This is a genomic window from Enterobacter sp. FB (assembly GCF_000805795.1).
Taxonomy (GTDB): domain Bacteria; phylum Pseudomonadota; class Gammaproteobacteria; order Enterobacterales; family Enterobacteriaceae; genus Enterobacter; species Enterobacter roggenkampii.
In genome coordinates this window covers 1-25,797 of record NZ_JSZC01000002.1, presented here as the reverse complement: position 1 = coordinate 25,797, position 25,797 = coordinate 1, and the positions used below count along the sequence as shown (strand labels likewise).

General features: G+C 56.8%; 18 protein-coding genes and 7 pseudogenes. 18 read left to right on the top strand and 7 right to left on the bottom strand.

What is annotated here, in order from left to right; all coding sequences use genetic code 11:
- Positions 1-108: 108 nt before the first annotated feature.
- From traT to PI91_RS24275, 7 genes are all read left to right on the top strand, one after another.
- A complete protein-coding gene (gene traT, locus PI91_RS00165; RefSeq protein ID WP_039265168.1) occupies positions 109-840 on the top strand; it encodes a conjugal transfer complement resistance protein TraT in 732 nt (243 codons plus the stop codon).
- Positions 841-1,030: 190 nt separating this feature from the next.
- Positions 1,031-1,321: a hypothetical protein gene (locus tag PI91_RS00160; protein WP_039265166.1), complete on the top strand. Its 291-nt coding sequence runs from the start codon at positions 1,031-1,033 to the stop codon at positions 1,319-1,321.
- 128 nt (positions 1,322-1,449) lie between these two features.
- Complete coding sequence (gene traD, locus PI91_RS00155; RefSeq protein WP_039265165.1) at positions 1,450-4,017, top strand: type IV conjugative transfer system coupling protein TraD; 2,568 nt, start codon at positions 1,450-1,452, stop codon at positions 4,015-4,017.
- Positions 4,014-9,437, top strand: coding sequence for a conjugative transfer relaxase/helicase TraI (traI, locus tag PI91_RS00150; RefSeq protein WP_039265164.1), 5,424 nt, complete (start codon positions 4,014-4,016; stop codon positions 9,435-9,437). Before traD ends, traI begins: the two co-directional genes overlap by 4 nt.
- 28 nt (positions 9,438-9,465) lie before the next feature.
- Positions 9,466-10,251, top strand: a complete 786-nt coding sequence (locus PI91_RS00145; protein ID WP_039265163.1) for a DsbA family protein — start codon at positions 9,466-9,468, stop codon at positions 10,249-10,251.
- Positions 10,252-10,372: 121 nt separating this feature from the next.
- Positions 10,373-10,900 carry a hypothetical protein gene (locus PI91_RS00140; protein WP_223195142.1) on the top strand — a complete coding sequence of 176 codons (528 nt, stop codon included), beginning with the start codon at positions 10,373-10,375 and terminating at the stop codon, positions 10,898-10,900.
- On the top strand, positions 10,891-11,307 hold the full coding sequence (locus tag PI91_RS24275; protein WP_023327722.1) for a type II toxin-antitoxin system YafO family toxin: 417 nt from the start codon (positions 10,891-10,893) through the stop codon (positions 11,305-11,307). Before PI91_RS00140 ends, PI91_RS24275 begins: the two co-directional genes overlap by 10 nt.
- Positions 11,308-11,518: 211 nt before the next feature.
- On the opposite strand, the gene PI91_RS00130 is transcribed toward PI91_RS24275, so the two are convergent.
- The gene (locus PI91_RS00130) at positions 11,519-12,508 is read right to left on the bottom strand and encodes a tyrosine-type recombinase/integrase (RefSeq protein ID WP_023327721.1); all 990 of its coding nucleotides are present in this window, start codon (positions 12,506-12,508) and stop codon (positions 11,519-11,521) included.
- 173 nt (positions 12,509-12,681) lie between these two features.
- Here PI91_RS00130 and PI91_RS24270 point away from each other — a divergent pair.
- From PI91_RS24270 to PI91_RS26580, 3 genes and pseudogenes are all read left to right on the top strand, one after another.
- Positions 12,682-13,027, top strand: a pseudogene (locus tag PI91_RS24270) (efflux RND transporter permease subunit); the annotation flags it as partial.
- 70 nt (positions 13,028-13,097) lie between these two features.
- The gene (locus PI91_RS00120; RefSeq protein WP_000019445.1) at positions 13,098-14,078 is read left to right on the top strand and encodes an IS5-like element ISKpn26 family transposase; all 981 of its coding nucleotides are present in this window, start codon (positions 13,098-13,100) and stop codon (positions 14,076-14,078) included.
- Entirely contained in the window at positions 14,060-14,266 is a 207-nt protein-coding gene (locus PI91_RS26580; protein WP_369803979.1) for a hypothetical protein, read from the top strand. Before PI91_RS00120 ends, PI91_RS26580 begins: the two co-directional genes overlap by 19 nt.
- Here PI91_RS26580 and PI91_RS24265 read toward each other — a convergent pair.
- Both PI91_RS24265 and PI91_RS26310 read right to left on the bottom strand, forming a co-directional pair.
- Positions 14,228-14,806, bottom strand: a pseudogene (locus PI91_RS24265) (IS30-like element IS30 family transposase); the annotation flags it as partial. The gene PI91_RS26580 and the pseudogene PI91_RS24265 sit on opposite strands and share 39 nt — an antisense overlap.
- Positions 14,803-14,883, bottom strand: a pseudogene (locus PI91_RS26310) (hypothetical protein); the annotation flags it as partial. The pseudogenes PI91_RS26310 and PI91_RS24265, both read right to left, overlap by 4 nt.
- On the opposite strand from PI91_RS26310, the pseudogene PI91_RS00115 reads away from it, so the two are divergent.
- Positions 14,871-15,467: pseudogene (locus tag PI91_RS00115) on the top strand (IS3 family transposase); the annotation flags it as partial. The pseudogenes PI91_RS26310 and PI91_RS00115 sit on opposite strands and share 13 nt — an antisense overlap.
- A 26-nt stretch (positions 15,468-15,493) precedes the next feature.
- On the opposite strand, the gene PI91_RS00110 reads toward PI91_RS00115, so the two are convergent.
- The 3 genes from PI91_RS00110 to intI1 form a co-directional block, all read right to left on the bottom strand.
- Positions 15,494-18,466 carry a Tn3 family transposase gene (locus PI91_RS00110; RefSeq protein WP_001138073.1) on the bottom strand — a complete coding sequence of 991 codons (2,973 nt, stop codon included), beginning with the start codon at positions 18,464-18,466 and terminating at the stop codon, positions 15,494-15,496.
- Between the two features lie 2 nt (positions 18,467-18,468).
- Entirely contained in the window at positions 18,469-19,026 is a 558-nt protein-coding gene (locus tag PI91_RS00105) for a recombinase family protein (RefSeq protein WP_001162012.1), read from the bottom strand.
- A 305-nt stretch (positions 19,027-19,331) separates the two neighbouring features.
- Positions 19,332-20,345 (bottom strand): class 1 integron integrase IntI1, encoded by a 1,014-nt coding sequence (gene intI1 / locus PI91_RS00100; protein ID WP_000845048.1) that lies wholly within the window; start codon positions 20,343-20,345, stop codon positions 19,332-19,334.
- 156 nt (positions 20,346-20,501) lie between these two features.
- On the opposite strand from intI1, the gene dfrA15 reads away from it, so the two are divergent.
- The 7 genes and pseudogenes from dfrA15 to PI91_RS26305 form a co-directional block, all read left to right on the top strand.
- Positions 20,502-20,975 (top strand): trimethoprim-resistant dihydrofolate reductase DfrA15, encoded by a 474-nt coding sequence (dfrA15, locus tag PI91_RS00095; protein WP_001355915.1) that lies wholly within the window; start codon positions 20,502-20,504, stop codon positions 20,973-20,975.
- Positions 20,976-21,076: 101 nt separating this feature from the next.
- Positions 21,077-21,915 (top strand): annotated as a pseudogene (aadA1, locus tag PI91_RS00090) (ANT(3'')-Ia family aminoglycoside nucleotidyltransferase AadA1).
- Between the two features lie 116 nt (positions 21,916-22,031).
- A complete protein-coding gene (locus tag PI91_RS00085) occupies positions 22,032-22,379 on the top strand; it encodes a quaternary ammonium compound efflux SMR transporter QacE delta 1 (RefSeq protein WP_000679427.1) in 348 nt (115 codons plus the stop codon).
- Positions 22,373-23,212, top strand: a complete 840-nt coding sequence (gene sul1, locus PI91_RS00080; RefSeq protein WP_000259031.1) for a sulfonamide-resistant dihydropteroate synthase Sul1 — start codon at positions 22,373-22,375, stop codon at positions 23,210-23,212. Before PI91_RS00085 ends, sul1 begins: the two co-directional genes overlap by 7 nt.
- Positions 23,213-23,339: 127 nt before the next feature.
- On the top strand, positions 23,340-23,840 hold the full coding sequence (locus PI91_RS00075; protein ID WP_000376623.1) for a GNAT family N-acetyltransferase: 501 nt from the start codon (positions 23,340-23,342) through the stop codon (positions 23,838-23,840).
- 506 nt (positions 23,841-24,346) lie between these two features.
- A pseudogene (locus tag PI91_RS24235) lies at positions 24,347-25,109 on the top strand (IS6-like element IS6100 family transposase).
- Positions 25,110-25,162: 53 nt separating this feature from the next.
- A pseudogene (locus PI91_RS26305) lies at positions 25,163-25,426 on the top strand (DDE-type integrase/transposase/recombinase); the annotation flags it as partial.
- Positions 25,427-25,562: 136 nt separating this feature from the next.
- On the opposite strand, the gene PI91_RS00060 reads toward PI91_RS26305, so the two are convergent.
- Positions 25,563-25,797, bottom strand: a 235-nt coding sequence (locus PI91_RS00060) for a Tn3 family transposase (protein ID WP_131093071.1), incomplete at its 5' end; no start/stop codon positions are given.

Below are 25,797 nucleotides of genomic sequence, written 5' to 3'. Positions count from 1 at the left end.
CTAAGCCAATCATCTATTTAACCTAAATTCCCTTTCAAATCAGCCGATAACGTCTCTGTTAGCTATATCTCGCTAACGGGGACGTTTTTCTATGCACAGGATGAATTCATGAAATTAAAACAATTAGCCGTTGTAGGTCTGATCGCTTCTACTCTCGCTCTGTCAGGTTGTGGCGCCATGTCCACTGCGGTGAAGAAACGTAATCTTGATGTCAAAACCCAGATGAGTGAAACCATCTGGCTGGAACCATCATCAGAGAAGACTGTTTATTTGCAGATCCGTAATACCTCTGACAAGGACATGTCTGGTCTGCAGGCACAAATTACAAATGAACTGGCCGCGAAAGGTTACCGCGTCACCAGTTCTCCTGACACCGCCTACTACTGGATTCAGGCAAACGTGCTGGAAGCCGAAAAGATGGATCTGCGTGATGCGCAGGGCTTCCTCAAGACCGGGTACGAAGGTGCGGCAATGGGAGCTGCACTGGGTGCGGGTATTACGGCGTATAACTCGTCTTCAGCGGGCGCAACGCTGGGTGTAGGGCTTGCCAGTGGCCTGATTGGTATGGCTGCAGATGAAATGGTTGAAGACGTGAACTACACGATGGTGACCGATCTGCAAATTTCCGAGCGCAGCAAGGCGACCGTCACGACTGACAATATTGCTGCACTGAAGCAGGGAACCTCAGGCGTCAAGCTACAGACCAGCTCAGAACAGGGTAACCGCGCCAAATACCAGACCCGTGTGGTATCCAATGCCAACAAGGTAAACCTCAAGTTCGAAGAGGCGAAACCTGTCCTGGAAGCTCAGCTGGCCAAATCCATCGCCGGCATCATGTAATACCCTGCGGCTGTGGCGACCGTCACAGCCTGTTCCCCCTCAGACTGATATTTACCGCGTTCTTTCCGGAGCAGGGTGCGTCAGTGCTTTCTGTCAGTTACCAGTAATTACGCTTCCTCGCATGACTGCGCCAGGCGCAGCCCTGTCTGCGGCGAGCGTTGCGTCCTTAATTTCAAGGAGTTCGTCCATCATGATGCATCAGAGAAATGAACGTGCAGATTACTCAGCTGAATTCTGGTCACTTATCCATCTGGAAAGCGAGCTGATGGCAGCAAGGGCCTGGATGAATGTATTCGGTTCACTTCCTGAGGGGCAGGGTATGACCATTGTTGCTTTCTGGGCTGGCTATGAATTTACCCTTTACGATCTGGAGCCCCGGGGGGGGCATTCAGCGGTTTATAGGGATGTGGCCTCGTCAGTCCGTTTTGTGGCTGCATACATTAATAAACAGGACTGGGAGGACGGATGTCAGCAGGCCTGAGTCAGATGTAATAACCTGACGATTAACCCCCACGCGGTACCACATTTTTTCATCACCCTTTTCAACGTTTCTTCTCTGATAACACACATCACCGAGCAGGTGATGCGATAACGGCCGGACAACACGCTATGAGCTTCGCAGGAAAAAACCTCACCCAGGGCGGGCAGATGACCGCCTACCGCTGGCGCATGTTCATTCAGGTGAACAACTGGATAGGATTCTGGATCTTCATCCTGTTCGCCGTACTGACTACCGCCATCTTTCTCTGGCGAATCCCTCAGGAAGCCCTGGATAACGGTTCCCTGTGGTGGTTCGCCAGTATCAACAGCAGCTTTATTGACCTGATGCCGGCATCGGGAACGCCAAAAATCTACGACGTCCACTACTGGTATGCGCCAACGGCGACGGCAATGGTGCTCAAAATGACCCTGCCGCAGATTTATACCGACCCGTACATGCAGGCGATGGGCGACCAGTGCCTGCGTGAGCTGCAGTGGGCAGCCGGTGGCAGCGGGCTGTTCTGTATGGTGGTGTTTATCGCCGTGACCTGGTTTATCGCCAGTATCGGCAGAAAGGAAAGTGAAGATGAATACATTTCCGGGATGCAGCTGACTGATAAGCCAGCTGAAGTGAACAAGCTCCTGCGTAAAAACGGTGAGTTCTCTGACCTGCGCGTGGGTGATCTGCATATGGTCAGGATGGCGGAGGTACTCAACTTCCTGATGCATGGCACTATCGGGGTGGGGAAGTCGACGCTGATACGCTGGTTACTCGACTACATCCGCAAACGCGGTGACCGGGCCATCATCTACGACTCAGGTTGTACCTTCACAGAAACCCACTACAACCCGTCCACCGATTTCATCCTTAATGCTCACGATGAACGCTGTGCAAACTGGCAGATGTGGGGGGAGTGCGTTGACGCGGTCGATTACGACAACCTGGCCGCCAGCCTCATTCCGGCTGAAGGGGATTCCGATCCGTTCTGGGTATCCAGTTCGCGAACTATTTATGCCGACCTTGCAATTCGTATGTCGACAGACCCGGAACGCAGCATTGAGAAGTTCCTCAAAACCCTGCTGTCCCTCAGCATGAAAAATCTGCGTGACTATCTGGCCAACACACCCTCAGCCAACCTGGTTGAGGAGAAGATCGAGAAAACGGCCATTTCCATTCGCTCAGTGGTAACCAACTACGCCAAAGCCCTGCGCTATCTGCAGGGGCTGGATGACGGAACGAAGCCACCGTTCACCATCCGGGAATGGATGACGCAGGAACGCTATGACAGCAGCTGGCTGTTTATTTCAACCCAGGCACGTCACCGCAAGAGTGTACGTCCTCTGATCTCGCTGTGGGTATCTCTGGCCACGCTGATGCTGCAGAGCATGGGAGAGAACAGCGACCGCCGCGTATGGTTCATTATCGATGAAGCCCCCAGCCTGCAGCGCATCCCCGAGCTGGCTGAGACGCTTGCCGAGGCGCGTAAGTTTGGCGGCTGTTTCGTGCTGGGGATGCAGAACATGGCGCAGCTGGTTCACGTCTATGGCCGCGAGCTGGCCAAAAGCATCTTCGACCTGTTGAACACCCGAATGTACGGTCGTTCACCGAGTGCGGAGATGGCCGAAGTGGTGGAAAAGGAACTGGGCAACCAGCGTAAGCGCAAAATCCGTGAGCAGAACAGCTACGGTCTGGACCAGGTGCGTGACGGCGTATCTCTCGGTAAAGACGAGGTCAATAACCCGATTGTCGACTACGAGCAGATCATGCGTCTGCCAAACCTCAACTTTTATGTGCGCCTCCCGGGTGAGTATCCGGTCGTCCGTCTGAAACTGAAATATCGCGCGCCGAAGAAGCGGCAGGCAGGCCTTCTCGAGCGCAATATCCGCGATGCGCTCAGTCCGGAGCTGGAGAAGGTTATTCAGGAGAACGAGCGCGCAGCGGCTGCCGCAGGTCTGACGTTCCCGACCGGCGATGAAGTGCTGGAGAAGGGGAGCGAGACATCATCTGCAGCTGACAATCCTGCTCCGGTTTCTTCTGCAGGGGCATCCGGCTCACCGGTAACTCCGGCCACCGAAAAAGTGGCTCGTACCCGAATGGAAGAACCGAAACCTTCGCGCAGCGCTGCTCCTGAACAGAAGCCGGTACCTGCCAGGGAGCACGTCACATCGCGGACAGAGCCAGTGGTCCCGGAAGTAGTAACTGAAAATCACAGCACGGTGACAGACCCTGTCACCGAAGACAAAAAAGACAACGTCGTTTCACTTCGGTCTTCTCCTCCTTCAGTAACTCGTCAAAAAGAGACTGCGCCCCTTAAACCGGAAATACCTGCAGCACTGCAAAAAATCCGCAGCAGAACCCAGCTGGATACTTCCTCCGAGCCTGCTGCAGCCGGCGCGCTGGGGATGCTGAAACGGCGGCTCAATACCGGAGCCACCTCAGGCGGAGAAGAAGGTCAGGCCAGCGAGAATGCGGGCGAATCAATGAACCTGGATATGAAGGTGACGGCACTGCCTGACGGCGGCCTGAGTCTGACGACGGCAGGGAAGTCAGTGACACCGCAGACCCAGGATGAAGCCCACAGCACCCACCGTCAGCTGGCGCAGGAAGAAGAGAACATTTTACTTCACCGTCACGCGGACGACCCGGGTTACGACGAAAACGACCATCACTATAACGACAGAGAGCATGACCTATGATGTCAGTCGCCCCAGTAGCGTCAGCCGGCGAGGCTGCAGGCTACTACAGCAATTCCGATAACTACTATTTTCTGGGCAGCCTGCAGAGCCTCTGGATGGGGGAAGGTGCAAAAGAGCTGGGCCTTGAGGGCAACGTCCGTGGCGATGACCTGACGGCCGTGCTCGAGGGCCGTCTGCCGGACGGCTCACGGCTGGGCAAGGAGGTTAACGGACAGCACGTCCACCGCCCGGGCCATGACCTGACCTTTTCCGCTCCCAAGAGCGTGTCCATTCTGGCGCTCATTGGGAATGATAAAGAAATGGTGGAAGCACATAACCATGCCGTCCGCGTGGCGGCTGGCTATGTGGAGAAGCTCATCTCGGCCCGCGACACGAAAGACGGCGTTACGTCCATTGTACACACCGGCAAGATGGTGGCGGCCGCCTATACACATGATACCTCGCGCAATCTTGATCCTCAGCTGCACACCCATCTCCTGATTGCCAACATGACGGAGTATGCGGGCAAATGGAAAGCCCTGGCCACGGACTATATCCATAACGCCGGCTTTATCGAAACCGTCATGAAGCACCAGGTCACCCTCGGGAAAATTTATCGCAGCGCGCTTCGTGAGCGGGTTGAAGCTCTTGGCCATGAAGTGGAAGAAGTAGGCAAGCATGGCATGTGGGAGATCAAGGGCGTTCCGGAAGAAGTCAGGGACGAATATTCCTCACGGGGCAGGGAAATACAGGGGGCCGTGGGGGCGGAAGCCACGCTGCGCAGCCGGGATGTGGCCGCCAAAGACACCCGCAGGGCGAAAGTTGACCCTTCGCGGATGCGCCTGATGGAGCGCTGGCTGGGCCAGATGAAGGAGAAGGGATTTGACCTGAAGGCGTATCAGGAGAGCGTGGTGCCGCGTGATGCAGGTCTTCGTGAGACCGCGCCTCAGCCGGAGCAAGGTCACCAGGCTAAACCGGTTCCTGCCGGGCCTGAACAGTCTTCTCTGCAGACGTCGTCCACGGCAGAAAAGAGCGTCGACACACCTGCTCAACCCGCAGAACGGGAGAGCCTGTCCCGTCAGCCAGTACCACAACAAACTGACACGCTGAGTCAGCCGGCACAGACCTGTCCCGAAAAGACGCCGGCGACCAGGCGCTTACCTGCCGCGCAGCTGGACACTGAAATACCCCGCCCGGAACTGACTGAGGCTGTCCGGCTGGCCATCTCGCAGCTCAGCGACAGTAAAACGCGCTTCACCTTTGGCGAGCTGATGATGACCACCGCTGAGCTGAGCGAACGGCTGCCGGAAATTCAGGAAATTCGTGTGGCCATCGATGCGGCGATGAAGGACGGCATGATTGTGCCGCTGGACAGTGAGAAAGGGGTCTTCACCTCCCGTATTCACCTGCTGGATGAACTCTCGATCCAGGCGCTGAGTCAGGAACATCTCAAATCCACAAAAGTCGTCAGTTTCACCCGTCCGGCGCAGTACGCGCCAGCGGCGCTGGAAGTGGTAGAGAAAGACGCCCTGGTTCTGATGAATGCCCCGTCAGGCGTGGCAGGTATCCGTGACCTGACCGCGCAGCTGGCCGGTATTGCCGGCGCGAACGGTCGTGACGTGCAGGTGCTGGCCAGCTCTGCCGAGCGCGCTATTTCGCTGGCAAAATCCGACGATTTGCGTGAACGGATTATCAGCCGGCAGCATGTTCTGAGCGGTGATTTCCACCTTAAACCCCAGAGCACGCTGATTATCGAAGGGGCAGAGCGTCTGGGGCTAAAGGAGACGCTGGTTCTGCTGGGCGAAGCGCGCGCGCAGGACGCACAGCTGGTCTTTCTCGACAGTGCCGGACGGCAGGCGAACGGTAACGCCATGTCCGTTCTGGAGTCCGCGGGAGTTGCTCGCTCCCGCCGCACGGAGCCTGCGCCCGGGCTTGAGGCCGAAGTGGTCAGTATTCCGAACAAACGCGACCGTTACGAGGCGCTGGCCAACCGGTTTGCAGAGCTGAGCGGAGGAACTGATAACGTCACCGCCGTCGTGGTCGGCAAACGTGAACAGGCGCAGCTGACGGGTCTGGTACGTGAGGCGCTGCAGAACGCAGGGCAGCTGGGGCGTGACGGCGTGGAGATAGAGGCCCGGCAGCCGGTGTGGCTCGACAGCAAAACGCGCCGCATGCCAGGTTCGTACCGTCCCGGCATGGTGCTTGAAGATCGCACGGACGCAAAAGAGCGTAAGTCCTATGTGATTGACCGGGTGCATGAGGACACGCGAGTCCTCTCGCTAATCGACGGTGACGGCGTGCTGACCCGGATGAAAATCGGGGATATCAGCGCTGACTGGCGTCTCTTCAGCCGTGAAACCCTCAGCGTGGCCACCGGCGAAAAACTGCTGTCCGTGGCGGGTGACCGCGAGCACAGCCTGAAGGCCAAAGATCGTCTTGAGGTGACCGGGATAAGTGAAAAGGGGATTGAGGTTAAACGGGGGGAAGACACCCTGACTCTGCCAAAAGACCAGCCGCTCTATCTGTCACATGCTTACGTGACCGCGCCGGGCGGACGGGATAACGACACCGGCGTGGTGCTGGCCGCGCTGAACAGCCGCGACATATCGACCCAGACCATGAACTCGCTGGCACAGAGTGGCCACCGGGCGGAAGTGTTCACGGCCGAAGTGCAGGACCGGGCCGAAGCCCGGCTGCAGCGTATGAAGACCAATGCCTCTCCCGTGCAGCTGGTCAGAAATCTGAGCGGTCACCAGGACGTCAGTCAGGCGGTTGATTCACTGCATGACAACGTCAGGACTGACGCGGGCCTGGCCGTCTGGCGTGCCATTAACGACCAGCGCACCGTGGTGATCAGCGAGCTTAAGCTCGCGACGGAAGCGCAGAAATATCATCCCGACCTCGAAGCCATCGGGAATGAAATTGGCGCGATGATTAAAAATGGCGAGCTGTTGTCCGTATCCGCAGGGGGAGAGCCGGTACTGGTGTCCCGGTCCACCTGGGAGATGGAGAAAGCCATTCTGCGCGTGGTGGAGGAAGGGAAAGGTACGCAGCAGCCGTTGCTGGAACAGGTACCGGAGGCCGTGCTGAACGGACTCACCGATGGCCAGAAAAAGTCGACCACCCTGGTGCTGGGTACCACGGATCAGTTTATCGGGATTCAGGGCTATGCCGGCGTGGGGAAAACCACGCAGCTAAAGGCGGTGATATCTGCACTGGAGACCCTACCGGCGGACGTTCGTCCGGTGATGACGGGGCTTGCTCCTACGCACCAGGCGGTGAAAGAAATGAGCGACGTCGGTGTACGGGCACAGACCATCAAATCCTTTGTCGTTGAGCATGACCAGGCGACGGCCGCAGGCGGGAAACCTGACTATAAAGGACAGGTGTTTCTTATCGATGAATCATCAATGGCAGGCAACCAGGATACGGCGGCATTGTTCCAGGCCATTGCCAGCGGCGGCGGACGTGCAGTCTCGATGGGGGATATCGACCAGTTTGAAGCGGTCGACGTGGGCGCGCCGTTTAAGCTGATGCAGGAGCGAAGCCCGATGGATGTGGCCATCATGAAGGAAATCGTCCGTCAGAAAGACCTGCAGTTGCGCGGCGCCGTTCACGACATCATCGATAACCGGATCGATGCGGCCCTGCAGCGCATTGAAACCCAGCCGACTGACCGTGTGGCGCGTAGCGCTTCAGCCGCGCTCCCGGAAAGTGCGATTCAGGAAACGGAGACGCCTGTTAACGACATCGTGGCGGACTGGAAGGACCGGACGCCGGAGGCGCGGTCCCGTACGCTCATCATTGCGCAGCTGAACGCCGACCGTAAGGCGATAAATGCCGGCATTCATGCCGCGCTTGCAGCGCGGGGAGAACTGGGGGAGAAGGCCATTAAGGTGCCTGTGCTCGATAAAATCACCCATACGCGCCATGAGTTCAACAAAACAGAGGCCTGGGAAGCAGGGATGGTGGTTAAACGCGGTGACCGCTACCAGGATGTGGTGGCTGTTGACCGTAACGGCAGAACGGTGACGGTACGTGATGAGGAAGGGAAGATTGCTCTGATTTCACCGAATGAGCTGATCACCGGTGACGTGCAGCTGTTTCGCCGCAGCGAGATGGAAGTCCGTTCCGGCGATCTGCTTAAGTTCACGGCGACCGATCGCGAACAGGGGCAGATGGCCAACCAGCGCTATACGGTGGAGTCGGTCAGCGAGGAGGGGAATATCCGTCTGAAAGGGGAGAACGGTCGCGTCACCATCAATCCGGAGAAGGTCCGGGCGCAGCAGCATATCGACTACGGCTGGGCCGTCACCGGCTACGGCGCACAGGGGGCCAGCAGTGATTATGTCATTGCGCTTGAGGGCACGAAAGACGGACGTAAGGCACTGGCTTCCCGTCGTGCCTTCTACATTTCAGCCTCACGCGTGAAAGAGCACGTCCAGATATACACCGACGGGAAAGCGGACTGGGTTAAGGCGGTAAAAACACCGGAGCGTGATATCAAAACTGCGCACGATGCGCTGGCACCGGAAACGCAGCGCAAACAGGCGAAAGCCATCTGGGCAATGGGGCAGCCGGTGAATAAAACGGCCATCGGTCGCGCCTGGGTGCGCCATCAGGGCATGCAGGATGCGTCACTGACGGCAAAAATCATCCCGGCCACCCGGCGCTTTCCTGAACCGGCGCTGGCGCTGCCGGTTTATGACAACAATGGCAGGAGTGCGGGCCTGGCCCTGGTTTCCCTGGTTTCCAGCCCGGAAGGACGGATGACTCAGGGGGCGACCCGAATGGTCATGACAGAGCGTACCCGTGGCGCCGTGCTGCAGCGGAGTCAGTCCGGAAACACGATTGTGGCCAGCGACCTTACGGCTGCACTCGATGCAGTACGAAATCATCCAAAGGACGGCGTGGTCTGGCAGACCGGTGATGAACCGCCTTCAGCATGGCTGCTTAAGGTAAGCGGTGGGACAAAACAGGATGTGTCGCCGGGTATTGTCTCCACGCTGACGGACGAACAGAACGTACAGCAGCTGCGCGAGCAAATGCTGGCAGACCAGGTTCGCAATGAAGAAGCCGGACGGAGCAGGCAGCCGGAGTCGTTGCTGGCGGAAGTTCCACAGGAAGAGGTTATCAGACTGAAACCGGAAGACATTAACCCGCGTAAACCGGAACCACTCAACCCGGATGCGGATGTGATCGCCAGGGTCAGAGGTGAGGAAAACACTGATGGACAGGAAAAAAAAGCCGCTGCAGGCGTCAGAAGCGAGCTGGAAGGTGCTGACAAGACCGCTGGTGAACAGTCGCGGGCATCGCGTGTGATTGCAGATCTGGCAAACGTAGAGCGCGACATGCTCAGGGCGGCAGAAAATACTGAACGCGGCCGCACGCTGGAGCGTGAAGAACAAACCCTCACCCGAACCATTCAGAAAGAACGTTAATCCCCCTTTTAACCATGAGAATCAGACAATGAAAGCAAAAAAATTAGCCGCATTAATAGTTACAACATACATTAGCTTTATTTCAACGGCACACGCTTCAGCACCTCAGCCGGTATTCAGCCCGGAGCAGGAAGCTCGTATCGGCGAAATCGCTGCCGACTATCTGGTATCTCACCCGGAGATTCTGGTGACCGTCAGTAATAAGCTGCAGGAACAGCAGGAGGCACGTAAGCAGAAGATGTTTGCACTCAACGTGATGGAGAATCAGTCGAACCTTCTGCATGATCCGGACACCCCGGTTTACGGGCCTGATAATGCAAAGGTCGCGGTGATTGAATTCTTTGATTACCAGTGCGTGTTCTGCAGCCGCTTCGCGCCGGAGCTGGAGAAGGTCATGAAAGCGCAGCCGGACGTCCGTTACCTCTTTAAGGAGTGGCCAATATTTGGTGGCCGCTGGGAAGCTTCACTTCAGGCTGCACAGCAGGGGCTGACGGTCTGGCAACAGAAAGGGCCGCAGGCCTATGTCACATATCACAATGCCATCTACGCCACCGGGCATAATGAAGGCAAACTGACGGTGGAGGATATTCGCGTTGCAGCGTCAAAGGCGGGGCTGGCCACCTCAGCTCCTGGCGACCATACCGCGTCTCTTGAGAAAAACAGCAATCTGTCGGAGGCGCTGGGACTCACCGGAACGCCGGGGATCATCGTCATGCCCGTTAGCGGGGCGACTCCCGACACCATCACGGTTTTCCCGGAAGCCGTAACCGCTGACAGGCTTCAGGTAGCAATCCGGAAAGCCACGGCCAGATAGAAGATTTCAATTTCCTGTTTGCTGTGCCAGCCACATATGCAACCAACTTTTTTTAGCATATAGTTAAGTTCAGTAGTAAAATGCAGCGCCTCGTCGAGAGATGATGATTATGGAGCCCGTCGTGAAATTTAAAATCCAGCACTTGCAGGCCGCAGTGGCACTGGTTCTTGCCAGTTTCCAGCCGCAACCCAAAGCGGTTGCGTGTCAGCCTACGATTGTTGAACGGGTTTACGAAATGGGCTCCAGAGTCAACAAAACCGATATCAGCGAGCTCACTGTTGCTCTCAATGACGTAGCTGAAGAATTACGCTCAAGTCGCATCGAGCTGGCACGGTATGCAGACAGCGATTTCGCCGGCGCTATCAAAGTCGCCAGCGACATCAGAAATCATACTATCCATGTCGCAGGTATCGCAGAGTCCTTTGTTCTGATGCTGCCGGAAAAAAAAATCGTTCAGTCGTATGACAGGAATTCTGTTGAGTTTGCATTCTTTAAGGCCATTAAAATGGTCAGTCTTGCGACTAAAAACTACCTCAGTCTTATTGATCAAATCACACGAACGACAGAAGTGCGTGACTCTGGAATCAACCTCTCGGCCATGAATCACCTGCTGGATTCAGGCAACAGGGCAGCGGCTAAATGGCGTTAACAGCTGAGTACAGTCATGTCACGTGGGATACTTTTTTCCAGCCCACGTTTGCCGTTTACCCTGAGCTGGAGAGCCAGTTACAAGCAGAGTTCATTACGTATAAATCAACTGGCGCACCGTCAAATCTTCTTGGAAGGGACGCCCCTTTTGATTACCCGCCATTCGCTGTCGATGCTAACGTCCAGCATATTCACGTTAATCTGCATTTCCAGCTCACCTGGAGTGCCAGACAAGAGAATTACAACCGTACCTCAGATCACTATCTCATTTACACAGAACACATGTGGGATAGCGGCCGCTTTCTGCTGATGGGGCTGATAACACCGGCTCATGAACGTATGCCCGCGAGAGATACACGGTTACTCAGCTACTTTTCTGAAGTTGCAGAAGATTTTCACGCTTCATAACCCTAAAAATCACATATGGTACCCGGCAAAAGAACGAAAAGGACCGGCCATCCCGCATATCCAAACCACCCCGGTTCAGAAGGGGAAACGGGATAGCCGGCAGACCTACTTTAACGGAAGTTCCAATGTGACGCCATTTCAGAAAATTGCAAGCATGCGAGCATCCACACCTACTATCTTGTTAACTTGTTATCTTAACGTGTTGTTAAGTTCATATCAGATCCAGACGGTCGCGCGCCGTTCGCAGGCGCGCCTCGCCGCGGCGATCGTACTGCTGGGTGGTGGTGACGCTGGCATGACCCATCGCATCCTTCACCGTAATCAGGTCTTCCCCATTATCCAGCATGGCCGTGGCAAAAGTACGCCTTAAATCGTGCGGGGCGCATTTCGCTATTCCTGCCTGGCGCTGGCGCACCTGCAGGACATGGTACACTGCCTGGTCGGTGAGACGGTCATTCGTCAGGGTGTCAAAGCGACGGATACGGGTAAACAGCGGCCCGTCTTTTTCTCCGCGCACTTCATCGATCCACAGCTTTAGCCGCTGCCAGGTGCCCGCCGGCATATAGGCCAGCCGTTCCTTGTTCCCCTTACCCAGCACCCTGAGTGCTCGCTCAGTGGTGACAACGTCACTCAAATCCAGCCCCACGGCCTCCGACCGGCGCAGGCCGCAGCCAAGAATGACACCCAGCATCGCCGCATCCCGGAGGCCGATACTGGAGCCATCATCCTCGCAGGTACTGAACAGCGCTAGGATCTCCTCCGGCAGCAGGGCCCGGCCGCGGGGGAGACGGCTGCCGCGCAGGTTGCGCACCGCCCGGATGTGCTGGAAGCTTTCCACGTCCATCAGCCTGAGCATCCAGGCTTCCTTCGCCACGCCCTTGAGTGCCGAAAGGTAGGTGTTGACGGTGGCCGTGGCCCGCCCGCTATCGCGCAGCAGCTCGGTCACAGCCATCACGTGATGACGCCGCAGGCTGCCCCAGCTGCAGGCATCCATGGAAGCTGAACCGAGCATGTCCGCGACGATGCTAAGGAACGAGGCCATGGTCTGCCGGCTGCGGGGGGAATTCAGGGAAAGCAGGTACGCCCGGGCGGGACTGACCGGACCCTCGCCGCCTGTCAGCGCCGGCAGGAAATCCCCATCAGGTGGTATGACCGCCGGCGACATGGACAGGTCAGGATCATCATCAGGCATCTGTGTCATCCAGGGCTCCGTCAGGGCCGGAAACCGTCCGGCGCGCTGCGTGAAAAATCGGGGGAAATGATACCGCCAGAGCGTATCGCAGAAAGTCTACTTTTTCAAAGGTACATTTTAATAAGTAGATAAAGCAGCTATCTCGCCTTGATACTGGTGGTATTGCTCTTTACGAAACCTAGTCCGTTCCCTTAGCGGAAATGCTTATAGTTCCTTTGGATTGCTCGGCGCTGTGCTGGCTTTAGCCGTAACGAATATGACGAATGACGTCTTTTTCAAAGTGGGCCAGATAACCCTGATTGGCCTTTCCGCTAAGAATGCGATTCTGGTTATCGAATTCGCGAAACAATTGATGAAAGAAGGAAAGACCCTTATTGATGCGACATTGATTGCATTGAAGCAGCGCTTGTGGTCAATACGGATTACTTCTCTGGTTTTCACATTAAACACTGTTCCGCTGATGCTTACCATGGGGCCAGTGACAGCACAAAGCATGCGATCGGTACCAGTGTATTCGGCGGGATGATTAGGGAAGGTGCGAACAAGTTCCTGATATGAGATCATCATATTCATCCGGAGCGCATCCCAGAGGGACATCATGAGCCATCAACTCACCTTCGCCGATAGTGAATTCAGCACTAAGCGCCGTCAGACCCGAAAAGAGATTTTCCTCTCCCGCATGGAGCAGATTCTGCCATGGCAGAATATGACCGCTGTCATCGAGCCGTTTTATCCCAAGGCGGGCAATGGCCGACGGCCCTATCCGCTGGAGACCATGCTGCGTATTCACTGCATGCAGCATTGGTACAACCTGAGCGACGGTGCCATGGAAGATGCCCTGTACGAAATCGCCTCCATGCGCCTGTTTGCCCGATTATCCCTGGATAGCGCCCTGCCGGATCGCACCACCATCATGAATTTCCGCCACCTGCTCGAGCAGCATCAACTGGCCCGTCAATTGTTCAAGACCATCAATCGCTGGCTGGCCGAAGCAGGCGTCATGATGACCCAAGGCACTTTGGTGGATGCCACCATCATTGAGGCACCCAGCTCTACCAAGAACAAAGAGCAGCAACGCGATCCGGAGATGCATCAGACCAAGAAAGGCAATCAGTGGCACTTTGGCATGAAGGCCCACATTGGTGTCGATGCCAAGAGTGGCCTGACCCACAGCCTAGTCACCACCGCGGCCAACGAGCATGACCTCAATCAGCTGGGTAATCTGCTTCATGGAGAGGAGCAATTTGTCTCAGCCGATGCCGGCTACCAAGGAGCGCCACAGCGCGAGGAGCTGGCCGAGGTGGATGTGGACTGGCTGATCGCCGAGCGTCCCGGCAAGGTAAAAACCTTGAAGCAGCATCCGCGCAAGAACAAAACGGCCATCAACATCGAATACATGAAAGCCAGCATCCGTGCCAGGGTGGAGCACCCGTTTCGCATCATCAAGCGGCAGTTCGGCTTCGTGAAAGCCAGATACAAGGGGCTGCTGAAAAACGATAACCAACTGGCGATGTTATTCACCCTGGCCAACCTGTTTCGGGTGGACCAAATGATACGTCAGTGGGAGAGATCTCAGTAAAAACCGGAAATAACGCCAGAAATGGTGGAAAAAATAGCCTAAATAGGCTGATTCGATGTGTTTGCGGGAAAAAAATCGGCCCAGATCCGCGAAATTTTAATCAGCGAGTCAGCTTGGGAAGAAATGACCTGCTTATTCGCACCTTCCCTATGCGACCGTCGCAGATGCTGTATATTCAGGTGGTGTAGCGCTTCACGGCTACGAAAGTACAGCGTTTTATAAATTGTCTCAGGTGATATTCGCAGCGTTTTTTGACGTGGTTTTGTTCGCCTTAACCATCCTGATATTTGCTCTGGAGACCATTTCATCTCCAGCTTTTCCAGAATAAGCTTTCGCAATGGTAAATTTTGATCCAGTAAGCACGGTTTTGGCCTTTTCGCCATTCTGTTGGCTCGGTTATTAGCATCAACAGCTTTGTAATAGCGTCTGCCCCGATTACGCTGAACTTCACGTGAGATCGTCGAAGGACTGCGATTCAGCGCAGTAGCTATCGCACGAATGCTCATTTTGGGTGACAAACCAGCTCGTATCTCCTCGCGCTAAGACAGTGTCAGGTGAGCTACAGCCCGCTTACGCTCATGGGGTTTTATGCCGCCAGTATCCCTTAACATAGTGAAGATCGTTCCGGGTTTTGAACCCAGGATATTCGCTATTTCACTGAAGCCTGTTCCGTTCTTCCATAGTTCAAAAACAGAGGCTTTTTCCTCTGCTGTAAATGTTCGTCTCATTCAAAAAACCTCCGCAACCCCATGTTTTCACATAACTGTTGCGTTGACCAATTGAATCTACAACCGCGCTCTTGATGTCAGACTCCCTGAACAGTTCTCGATAATCGGGAAACTCAGGGCGCGTTATCCTGTGGCCACTCTCTGCCATGTGTTCGGGGTTCATCGCAGCAGCTACAAATACTGGAAAAACCGTCCTGAAAAGCCAGACGGCAGACGGGCTGTATTACGCAGTCAGGTACTTGAACTGCATGGCATCAGCCACGGCTCTGCCGGAGCAAGAAGCATCGCCACAATGGCAACCCAGAGAGGCTACCAGATGGGGCGCTGGCTTGCTGGCAGACTCATGAAAGAGCTGGGGCTGGTCAGTTGCCAGCAGCCGACTCACCGGTATAAGCGTGGCGGTCATGAGCACGTTGCTATCCCGAATCATCTTGAGCGACAGTTCGCCGTAACGGAACCAAATCAGGTGTGGTGCGGTGATGTGACCTATATCTGGACGGGTAAGCGCTGGGCGTACCTCGCCGTTGTTCTCGACCTGTTCGCAAGAAAACCAGTGGGCTGGGCCATGTCGTTCTCGCCGGACAGCAGGCTCACCATGAAAGCACTGGAAATGGCATGGGGAACCCGTGGTAAGCCCGTCGGGGTTATGTTCCAGGGGTCGTCTCAGAAAACGGAAAATAAAGCACGCTAAGCCGGTGGCAGCGGTCGCAATGGCCTAAACTTCCCCGCACCGACCTTGGCGCTGCTGCGCCATAGGTAATCGCCGGTCAGGTTGATGTGCTCCCACCCCAGCGGCGACAGATATTGCAACAATGTGTCGTCCAGCGCCGTGCCGTTGCCACGCAAAGCACTGGTGGCACGCTCCAGATATACCGTGTTCCACAACACGATGGCCGCCGTCACCAGATTGAGGCCGCTGGCCCGGTAGCGCTGCTGCTCAAAACTGCGGTCGCGGATTTCACCCAATCGGTAGAAGAAGACCGCCCTGGCCAGCGCGTTGCGCGCCTCGCCCTTATTCAGCCCCGCATGGACGCGGCGGCGCAGCTCCACGCTTTGCAGCCAATCCAAAATGAACAGCGTGCGCTCGATGCGCCCCAGCTCGCGCAACGCCACGGCCAAGCCGTTCTGGCGCGGGTAGCTGCCGAGTTTGCGCAGCATCAGCGAAGCCGTTACCGTGCCTTGCTTGATGGAGGTGGCCAGCCGCAGAATTTCATCCCAATGGGCGCGTATTTGCTTGATGTTCAGCCTGTCGCTGCTAATCATCGGCTTGAGCGCGTCATAGGCGGCATCGCCCTTGGGGATGAATAGCTTGGTTTCGCCCAAGTCACGGATACGCGGCGCGAAGCGAAATCCCAGCAAATGCATCAAGCCAAACACGTGATCGGTGAAGCCTGCCGTGTCGGTGTAGTGTTCCTCGATGCGCAAGTCCGACTCGTGGTACAGCAGGCCATCAAGCACGTAAGTTGAATCACGAATGCCCACGTTGACCACCTTGGCACTGAAGGGCGCGTACTGGTCGGAGATATGGGTGTAGAAAGTCCGTCCTGGACTGCTTCCATACTTCGGGTTGATATGACCAGTGCTTTCTGCTTTGCTGCCGGTTCTGAAGTTCTGGCCGTCCGACGATGACGTGGTGCCGTCACCCCAGTTGCCGGCGAAGGGTTGCCGAAACTGCGCATTCACCAGCTCGGCCAGCGCCGTCGAATAGGTTTCATCGCGGATGTGCCAGGCTTGCAGCCAAGACAGCTTGGCGTAGGTGGTGCCAGGGCAGGACTCGGCCATTTTGGTCAGACCCAGGTTGATCGCGTCGGCCAGGATCGTCGTCAACAGCAAGGTTTTGTCCTTGGCCGTGTCGCTGGTCTTCAGGTGTGTGAAGTGGCGGGTGAAGCCCGTCCATTCATCGACCTCCATCAGCAACTCGGTGATTTTGAGGTGCGGCAGCAGCATAGCTGTCTGGTCGATCATGGCTTGCGCGGCGTCTGGTACTGCCGCGTCCAGCGGCGTGATCTTCAGGCCTGACGCGGTGGTGATGATGGCATCCGGTAAGTCGTTGGCCGCAGCCATGCGGTTGACTGTGGCGAGTTGCGCCTCCAACAATTCCAACCGGTCATGCAGGTATTGGTCGCAGTCGGTGGCCACTGCCAGCGGCAATTCGCTGGCCAGCTTCAAAGTGGCGAACTTCTCGACCGGCACCAGGTATTCGTCGAAGTCCTTGAACTGGCGAGAACCCTGCACCCAGACATCACCGGAGCGCAGCGCGTTCTTCAGCTCCGACAGGGCGCATAACTCGTAGTAACGCCGGTCGATGCCGTCGTCGGTCAGAACCAGCTTTGCCCAGCGCGGCTTGATGAATGCGGTTGGCGCATCGGCGGGCACCTTGCGCGCGCTGTCGCTGTTCATGCCGCGCAGCATGTCGATGGCATCGAGCACACCCTTGGCGGCGGGCGCAGCCCGCAATTTGAGCACGCCCAGGAACTGCGGCGCGTAGCGGCGTAGCGTGGCATAGCTTTCACCGATGTGGTGCAGGAAATCAAAGTCGGCAGGCCGCGCCAATGTTTGCGCTTCGGTGACGCTGGCGGCGAAGGTGTCCCAGGGCATAACGGCCTCGATGGCGGCGAACGGATCGCTGCCGCTTTGCTTGGCCTCAATCAACGCTTGACCGATGCGCCCATACATCCGCACCTTGTCGTTGATCGCCTTGCCGGAAGCCTGGAACTGCTGCTGATGCTTGTTCTTGGCCGCGTTGAACAGCTTGCCGATGATGCGATCGTGAAGGTCGATGATTTCATCGGTGACGGTGGCCATGCCTTCGATGGCCAGCGCTACCAGCGTGGCATAGCGTCGTTGCACCTCGAACTTTGCCAGATCAGCAGGCGTCATCTGGCCACCTTCACGAGCGATTTTGAGCAGGCGGTTCTGGTGAACCTGCCGCTCGATGCCTGCGGGCAGATCAAGTGCTTGCCAGGATTTCAGGCGCTCAATATGTTCGAGCATGTGGCGAGAGTTCGGTTTGGCAGGCGACTGGCGCAGCCATGCCAGCCACGTCACTTTACTGCCGTCCTTGCGCTTGAGAAGTTCGTCCAGGCGCTGACGGTGGGGTGATAACAAAGAATCGGTCAGCGCCGCGTAAATGCGTCGGTTGGCACGGGTGATGGCCTCGGCGCTTGCGCGCTCGATGGCATTCATGGCGGGCAGGATAATGCTCTGCCGCCGCAGATTCTCGACAAGTGCGCTCGCCAGCACGATGCCTTTGTCGGTCTGCAAGGCCAGCTCGGTCAATGTATGCACGGCTTGCCGATAGTGGCTCATGGTGAAGGGCTTGAACCCAAAAACCGTTTGCAGCTCGACCAAGTGCTCCCGCCGTGTCTGTTCGCGCTGGCCGTACTCGCTCCAACTTTCCACTGGCATCTTGAGTTGCGCGGCCACCATGCGCAACAGGGGCGGAAACGGAGGCTCATCGACGCCCAAAAAGGTGCCAGGGAATCGCAAGTAGCAAAGCTGCACAGCGAAGCCCAATCGATTCGCGGCGCCGCGACGCTGACGGATCACCGACAGGTCGGTTTCGTTGAACGTGTAGTGCCGTATCAGTTCGTCTTTGGCATCTGGCAGTGCCAGCAGGCTTTCGCGCTCGGTGGCGGACAGGATTGAGCGGCGTGGCATGGTCAGTCTTCCCGCAGGTACTGGTACAAGGTTTCGCGGCTGATGCCGAAGTCACGGGCCACCAAGGTTTTTTGGTCGCCTGCCGCAACTCGCCGTTTCAACTCGGCAATTTGTTCGCTGTTCAGCGATTTCTTTCGTCCCCGGTAGGCACCGCGCTGCTTGGCCAGCACGATTCCCTCGCGCTGACGTTCGCGGATCAGGGCGCGCTCGAACTCAGCGAAGGCTCCCATGACCGACAGCATCAGATTGGCCATCGGTGAGTCCTCGCCGGTGAACTTCAGCCCTTCTTTGACGAACTCCATGCGCACGCCCCGTTGTGTCAGCCCTTGGACGATGCGGCGCAGGTCATCAAGGTTGCGTGCCAGCCTGTCCATGCTATGCACCACCACGGTGTCGCCCTCGCGGACGAAGGCCAGCAGCCTTTCCAGCTCGGGACGCTGGGTGTCCTTGCCAGAAGCCTTGTCGGTGAACACCCGCGCCACCTGAACACCCTCCAATTGCCGTTCCGGGTTCTGGTCGAAGCTGCTGACGCGGACATAGCCGATGCGTTGACCTTGCAAGATGCCTCCAAAGGCAAAAGTGTCAGGATGAAATCTATTACCTTTGACGGAATATGTCAATCAATAGGAAATTTAACTCTATTCTGACATCGTTTGCACATGGTGTCGTTTTCAGAAGACGGCTGCACTGAACGTCAGAAGCCGACTGCACTATAGCAGCGGAGGGGTTGGATCCATCAGGCAACGACGGGCTGCTGCCGGCCATCAGCGGACGCAGGGAGGACTTTCCGCAACCGGCCGTTCGATGCGGCACCGATGGCCTTCGCGCAGGGGTAGTGAATCCGCCAGGATTGACTTGCGCTGCCCTACCTCTCACTAGTGAGGGGCGGCAGCGCATCAAGCGGTGAGCGCACTCCGGCACCGCCAACTTTCAGCACATGCGTGTAAATCATCGTCGTAGAGACGTCGGAATGGCCGAGCAGATCCTGCACGGTTCGAATGTCGTAACCGCTGCGGAGCAAGGCCGTCGCGAACGAGTGGCGGAGGGTGTGCGGTGTGGCGGGCTTCGTGATGCCTGCTTGTTCTACGGCACGTTTGAAGGCGCGCTGAAAGGTCTGGTCATACATGTGATGGCGACGCACGACACCGCTCCGTGGATCGGTCGAATGCGTGTGCTGCGCAAAAACCCAGAACCACGGCCAGGAATGCCCGGCGCGCGGATACTTCCGCTCAAGGGCGTCGGGAAGCGCAACGCCGCTGCGGCCCTCGGCCTGGTCCTTCAGCCACCATGCCCGTGCACGCGACAGCTGCTCGCGCAGGCTGGGTGCCAAGCTCTCGGGTAACATCAAGGCCCGATCCTTGGAGCCCTTGCCCTCCCGCACGATGATCGTGCCGTGATCGAAATCCAGATCCTTGACCCGCAGTTGCAAACCCTCACTGATCCGCATGCCCGTTCCATACAGAAGCTGGGCGAACAAACGATGCTCGCCTTCCAGAAAACCGAGGATGCGAACCACTTCATCCGGGGTCAGCACCACCGGCAAGCGCCGCGACGGCCGAGGTCTTCCGATCTCCTGAAGCCAGGGCAGATCCGTGCACAGCACCTTGCCGTAGAAGAACAGCAAGGCCGCCAATGCCTGACGATGCGTGGAGACCGAAACCTTGCGCTCGTTCGCCAGCCAGGACAGAAATGCCTCGACTTCGCTGCTGCCCAAGGTTGCCGGGTGACGCACACCGTGGAAACGGATGAAGGCACGAACCCAGTGGACATAAGCCTGTTCGGTTCGTAAACTGTAATGCAAGTAGCGTATGCGCTCACGCAACTGGTCCAGAACCTTGACCGAACGCAGCGGTGGTAACGGCGCAGTGGCGGTTTTCATGGCTTGTTATGACTGTTTTTTTGTACAGTCTATGCCTCGGGCATCCAAGCAGCAAGCGCGTTACGCCGTGGGTCGATGTTTGATGTTATGGAGCAGCAACGATGTTACGCAGCAGGGCAGTCGCCCTAAAACAAAGTTAACCCCTAAGGAAGTATCGTGAAACTATCACTAATGGCAGCAATTTCGAAGAATGGAGTTATCGGAAATGGCCCAGATATTCCATGGAGTGCCAAAGGGGAACAATTACTCTTCAAAGCGATTACCTATAATCAGTGGCTTTTGGTAGGCCGAAAGACTTTCGAGTCAATGGGGGCTTTACCCAACCGAAAATATGCCGTTGTAACTCGTTCAAGCTTCACTTCCAGTGATGAGAATGTATTGGTATTTCCATCTATCGATGAAGCGCTAAATCATCTGAAGACGATAACGGATCATGTGATTGTGTCTGGTGGTGGTGAAATATACAAAAGCCTGATCGATAAAGTTGATACTTTACATATTTCAACAATCGACATTGAGCCAGAAGGTGATGTCTATTTTCCAGAAATCCCCAGTAGTTTTAGGCCAGTTTTTAGCCAAGACTTCGTGTCTAACATAAATTATAGTTACCAAATCTGGCAAAAGGGTTAACAAGTGGCAGCAACTGACCGCCAAAAGTGTCACTTGTTTTGCCAAAAAGCCGGCAAAACAAGCGCCAATTTTGTCGGCAGCTGTGCCAGGCGTTAAACATCATGAGGGAAGCGGTGATCGCCGAAGTATCGACTCAACTATCAGAGGTAGTTGGCGTCATCGAGCGCCATCTCGAACCGACGTTGCTGGCCGTACATTTGTACGGCTCCGCAGTGGATGGCGGCCTGAAGCCACACAGTGATATTGATTTGCTGGTTACGGTGACCGTAAGGCTTGATGAAACAACGCGGCGAGCTTTGATCAACGACCTTTTGGAAACTTCGGCTTCCCCTGGAGAGAGCGAGATTCTCCGCGCTGTAGAAGTCACCATTGTTGTGCACGACGACATCATTCCGTGGCGTTATCCAGCTAAGCGCGAACTGCAATTTGGAGAATGGCAGCGCAATGACATTCTTGCAGGTATCTTCGAGCCAGCCACGATCGACATTGATCTGGCTATCTTGCTGACAAAAGCAAGAGAACATAGCGTTGCCTTGGTAGGTCCAGCGGCGGAGGAACTCTTTGATCCGGTTCCTGAACAGGATCTATTTGAGGCGCTAAATGAAACCTTAACGCTATGGAACTCGCCGCCCGACTGGGCTGGCGATGAGCGAAATGTAGTGCTTACGTTGTCCCGCATTTGGTACAGCGCAGTAACCGGCAAAATCGCGCCGAAGGATGTCGCTGCCGACTGGGCAATGGAGCGCCTGCCGGCCCAGTATCAGCCCGTCATACTTGAAGCTAGACAGGCTTATCTTGGACAAGAAGAAGATCGCTTGGCCTCCCGCGCAGATCAGTTGGAAGAATTTGTTCACTACGTGAAAGGCGAGATCACCAAGGTAGTCGGCAAATAATGTCTAACAATTCGTTCAAGCCGACGCCGCTTCGCGGCGCGGCTTAACTCAAGCGTTAGATGCACTAAGCACATAATTGCTCACAGCCAAACTATCAGGTCAAGTCTGCTTTTATTATTTTTAAGCGTGCATAATAAGCCCTACACAAATTGGGAGATATATCATGAAAGGCTGGCTTTTTCTTGTTATCGCAATAGTTGGCGAAGTAATCGCAACATCCGCATTAAAATCTAGCGAGGGCTTTACTAAGCTTGCCCCTTCCGCCGTTGTCATAATCGGTTATGGCATCGCATTTTATTTTCTTTCTCTGGTTCTGAAATCCATCCCTGTCGGTGTTGCTTATGCAGTCTGGTCGGGACTCGGCGTCGTCATAATTACAGCCATTGCCTGGTTGCTTCATGGGCAAAAGCTTGATGCGTGGGGCTTTGTAGGTATGGGGCTCATAATTGCTGCCTTTTTGCTCGCCCGATCCCCATCGTGGAAGTCGCTGCGGAGGCCGACGCCATGGTGACGGTGTTCGGCATTCTGAATCTCACCGAGGACTCCTTCTTCGATGAGAGCCGGCGGCTAGACCCCGCCGGCGCTGTCACCGCGGCGATCGAAATGCTGCGAGTCGGATCAGACGTCGTGGATGTCGGACCGGCCGCCAGCCATCCGGACGCGAGGCCTGTATCGCCGGCCGATGAGATCAGACGTATTGCGCCGCTCTTAGACGCCCTGTCCGATCAGATGCACCGTGTTTCAATCGACAGCTTCCAACCGGAAACCCAGCGCTATGCGCTCAAGCGCGGCGTGGGTTACCTGAACGATATCCAAGGATTTCCTGACCCTGCGCTCTATCCCGATATTGCTGAGGCGGACTGCAGGCTGGTGGTTATGCACTCAGCGCAGCGGGATGGCATCGCCACCCGCACCGGTCACCTTCGACCCGAAGACGCGCTCGACGAGATTGTGCGGTTCTTCGAGGCGCGGGTTTCCGCCTTGCGACGGAGCGGGGTCGCTGCCGACCGGCTCATCCTCGATCCGGGGATGGGATTTTTCTTGAGCCCCGCACCGGAAACATCGCTGCACGTGCTGTCGAACCTTCAAAAGCTGAAGTCGGCGTTGGGGCTTCCGCTATTGGTCTCGGTGTCGCGGAAATCCTTCTTGGGCGCCACCGTTGGCCTTCCTGTAAAGGATCTGGGTCCAGCGAGCCTTGCGGCGGAACTTCACGCGATCGGCAATGGCGCTGACTACGTCCGCACCCACGCGCCTGGAGATCTGCGAAGCGCAATCACCTTCTCGGAAACCCTCGCGAAATTTCGCAGTCGCGACGCCAGAGACCGAGGGTTAGATCATGCCTAGCATTCACCTTCCGGCCGCCCGCTAGCGGACCCTGGTCAGGTTCCGCGAAGGTGGGCGCAGACATGCTGGGCTCGTCAGGATCAAACTGCACTATGAGGCGGCGGTTCATACCGCGCCAGGGGAGCGAATGGACAGCGAGGAGCCTCCGAACGTTCGGGTCGCCTGCTCGGGTGATATCGACGAGGTTGTGCGGCTGATGCACGACGCTGCGGCGTGGATGTCCGCCAAGGGAACGCCCGCCTGGGACGTCGCGCGGATCGACCGGACATTCGCGGAGACCTTCGTCCTGAGATCCGAGCTCCTAGTCGCGAGTTGCAGCGACGGCATCGTCGGCTGTTGCACCTTGTCGGCCGAGGATCCCGAGTTCTGGCCCGACGCCCTCAAGGGGGAGGCCGCATATCTGCACAAGCTCGCGGTGCGACGGACACATGCGGGCCGGGGTGTCAGCTCCGCGCTGATCGAGGCTTGCCGCCATGCCGCGCGAACGCAGGGGTGCGCCAAGCTGCGGCTCGACTGCCACCCGAACCTGCGTGGCCTATACGAGCGGCTCGGATTCACCCACGTCGACACTTTCAATCCCGGCTGGGATCCAACCTTCATCGCAGAACGCCTAGAACTCGAAATCTAACGTCCGTTCGGGCATCGAGGTCCATGTCGGGGTGGGACGGGCCCGTGGCTTCAAGATCACTTGCAGTCCGACCGCGATGTCTTGGTTGCGCGAGAGGTTGTCGATATCCTCCACTTCCATCATCAACCCTGGATAATGCCGCCGCCGTCATCGCCGCCGACGCCCGTGCCGGGCTTTTCGGGCCTGTCAGGCTTGCTCGGCCTTCAGCCTGCCTGGGCGAGATCTCCGGCGGACGGATTAACGGCGGAGCTTCGCCGCCTTTCGTGCGTGTGAAGGCCGAAGATAGTTCTCTCAAAAACATCCGTTTATGAGAGATACCAAATGTCATTTTCAGAAGACGACTGCACCAGTTGATTGGGCGTAATGGCTGTTGTGCAGCCAGCTCCTGACAGTTCAATATCAGAAGTGATCTGCACCAATCTCGACTATGCTCAATACTCGTGTGGGCTCTGTTGCAAAAATCGTGAAGCTTGAGCATGCTTGGCGGAGATTGGACGGACGGAACGATGACGGATTTCAAGTGGCGCCATTTCCAGGGTGATGTGATCCTGTGGGCGGTGCGCTGGTATTGTCGCTATCCGATCAGCTATCGCGACCTTGAGGAAATGCTGGCGGAACGCGGCATTTCGGTCGACCATACGACGATCTATCGCTGGGTCCAGTGCTACGCCCGGAGATGGAGAAGCGGCTGCGCTGGTTCTGGCGGCGTGGCTTTGATCCGAGCTGGCGCCTGGATGAAACCTACGTCAAGGTGCGGGGCAAGTGGACCTACCTGTACCGGGCAGTCGACAAGCGGGGCGACACGATCGATTTCTACCTGTCGCCGACCCGCAGCGCCAAGGCAGCGAAGCGGTTCCTGGGCAAGGCCCTGCGAGGCCTGAAGCACTGGGAAAAGCTGCCACGCTCAATACCGACAAGCGCCGAGCTATGGTGCAGCGATCACCGAATTGAAGCGCGAAGGAAAGCTGGACCGGGAGACGGCCCACCGGCAGGTGAAGTATCTCAATAACGTGATCGAGGCCGATCACGGAAAGCTCAAGATACTGATCAAGCCGGTGCGCGGTTTCAAATCGATCCCCACGGCCTATGCCACGATCAAGGGATTCGAAGTCATGCGAGCCCTGCGCAAAGGACAGGCTCGCCCCTGGTGCCTGCAGCCCGGCATCAGGGGCGAGGGTGCGCCTTGTGGAGAGAGCTTTTGGCATTGGGCCCTCGGCGCTGACGGAGGCCATGGGCATGCTCAACCACCATTTCGCAGCAGCCGCCTGATCGGCGCAGAGCGACAGCCTACCTCTGACTGCCGCAATCTTTGCAACAGAGCCCTCAATAACGTGATCGAGGCCGATCACGGAAAGCTCAAGATACTGATCAAGCCGGTGCGCGGTTTCAAATCGATCCCCACGGCTATGCCACGATCAAGGGATTCGAAGTCATGCGAGCCTGCGCAAAGGACAGGCTCGCCCTGGTGCCTGCAGCCCGGCATCAGGGGCGAGGTGCGCCTTGTGGAGAGAGCTTTTGGCATTGGGCCCTCGGCGCTGACGGAGGCCATGGGCATGCTCAACCACCATTTCGCAGCAGCCGCCTGATCGGCGCAGAGCGACAGCCTACCTCTGACTGCCCCAATCTTTGCAACAGAGCCTCCGTCGCCATGCTCACCTCGCTTTGGTGCACACGAGTATTGAGCATAGTCGGGAGCCCGCAGAATTCGGAAAAAATCGTACGCTAAGGTTTTCCGGGCATCCGTAAGGGCCGAAACTTCCCGTCTTCCAGTCTGCGGCTCTGCCGCCAGACGTAATCGCCGGTTAGGTTGATGTGCTCCCAGCCCAGCGGCGACAGGAATTGCAGCAGCTCGCCGTCCACCGGCTTGCCGGCCTCGACCAACCCCTGGGTGGCGCGTTCCAGGTACACCGTGTTCCACAGCACGATAGCCGCCGTCACCAGGTTGAGGCCGCTGGCC

Bases quoted from the DNA above. Each gene is read 5' to 3' on its own strand.
- traT (WP_039265168.1), top strand. From the start codon at position 109: ATGAAATTAAAACAATTAGCCGTTGTAGGTCTGATCGCTTCTACTCTC.
- PI91_RS00160 (WP_039265166.1), top strand. From the start codon at position 1,031: ATGATGCATCAGAGAAATGAACGTGCAGATTACTCAGCTGAATTCTGG.
- traD (WP_039265165.1), top strand. From the start codon at position 1,450: ATGAGCTTCGCAGGAAAAAACCTCACCCAGGGCGGGCAGATGACCGCC.
- traI (WP_039265164.1), top strand. From the start codon at position 4,014: ATGATGTCAGTCGCCCCAGTAGCGTCAGCCGGCGAGGCTGCAGGCTAC.
- PI91_RS00145 (WP_039265163.1), top strand. From the start codon at position 9,466: ATGAAAGCAAAAAAATTAGCCGCATTAATAGTTACAACATACATTAGC.
- PI91_RS24275 (WP_023327722.1), top strand. From the start codon at position 10,891: ATGGCGTTAACAGCTGAGTACAGTCATGTCACGTGGGATACTTTTTTC.
- PI91_RS00130 (WP_023327721.1), bottom strand. From the start codon at position 12,508: ATGACACAGATGCCTGATGATGATCCTGACCTGTCCATGTCGCCGGCG.
- PI91_RS00120 (WP_000019445.1), top strand. From the start codon at position 13,098: ATGAGCCATCAACTCACCTTCGCCGATAGTGAATTCAGCACTAAGCGC.
- PI91_RS00110 (WP_001138073.1), bottom strand. From the start codon at position 18,466: ATGCCACGCCGCTCAATCCTGTCCGCCACCGAGCGCGAAAGCCTGCTG.
- intI1 (WP_000845048.1), bottom strand. From the start codon at position 20,345: ATGAAAACCGCCACTGCGCCGTTACCACCGCTGCGTTCGGTCAAGGTT.
- PI91_RS00085 (WP_000679427.1), top strand. From the start codon at position 22,032: ATGAAAGGCTGGCTTTTTCTTGTTATCGCAATAGTTGGCGAAGTAATC.
- sul1 (WP_000259031.1), top strand. From the start codon at position 22,373: ATGGTGACGGTGTTCGGCATTCTGAATCTCACCGAGGACTCCTTCTTC.
- PI91_RS00075 (WP_000376623.1), top strand. From the start codon at position 23,340: ATGGACAGCGAGGAGCCTCCGAACGTTCGGGTCGCCTGCTCGGGTGAT.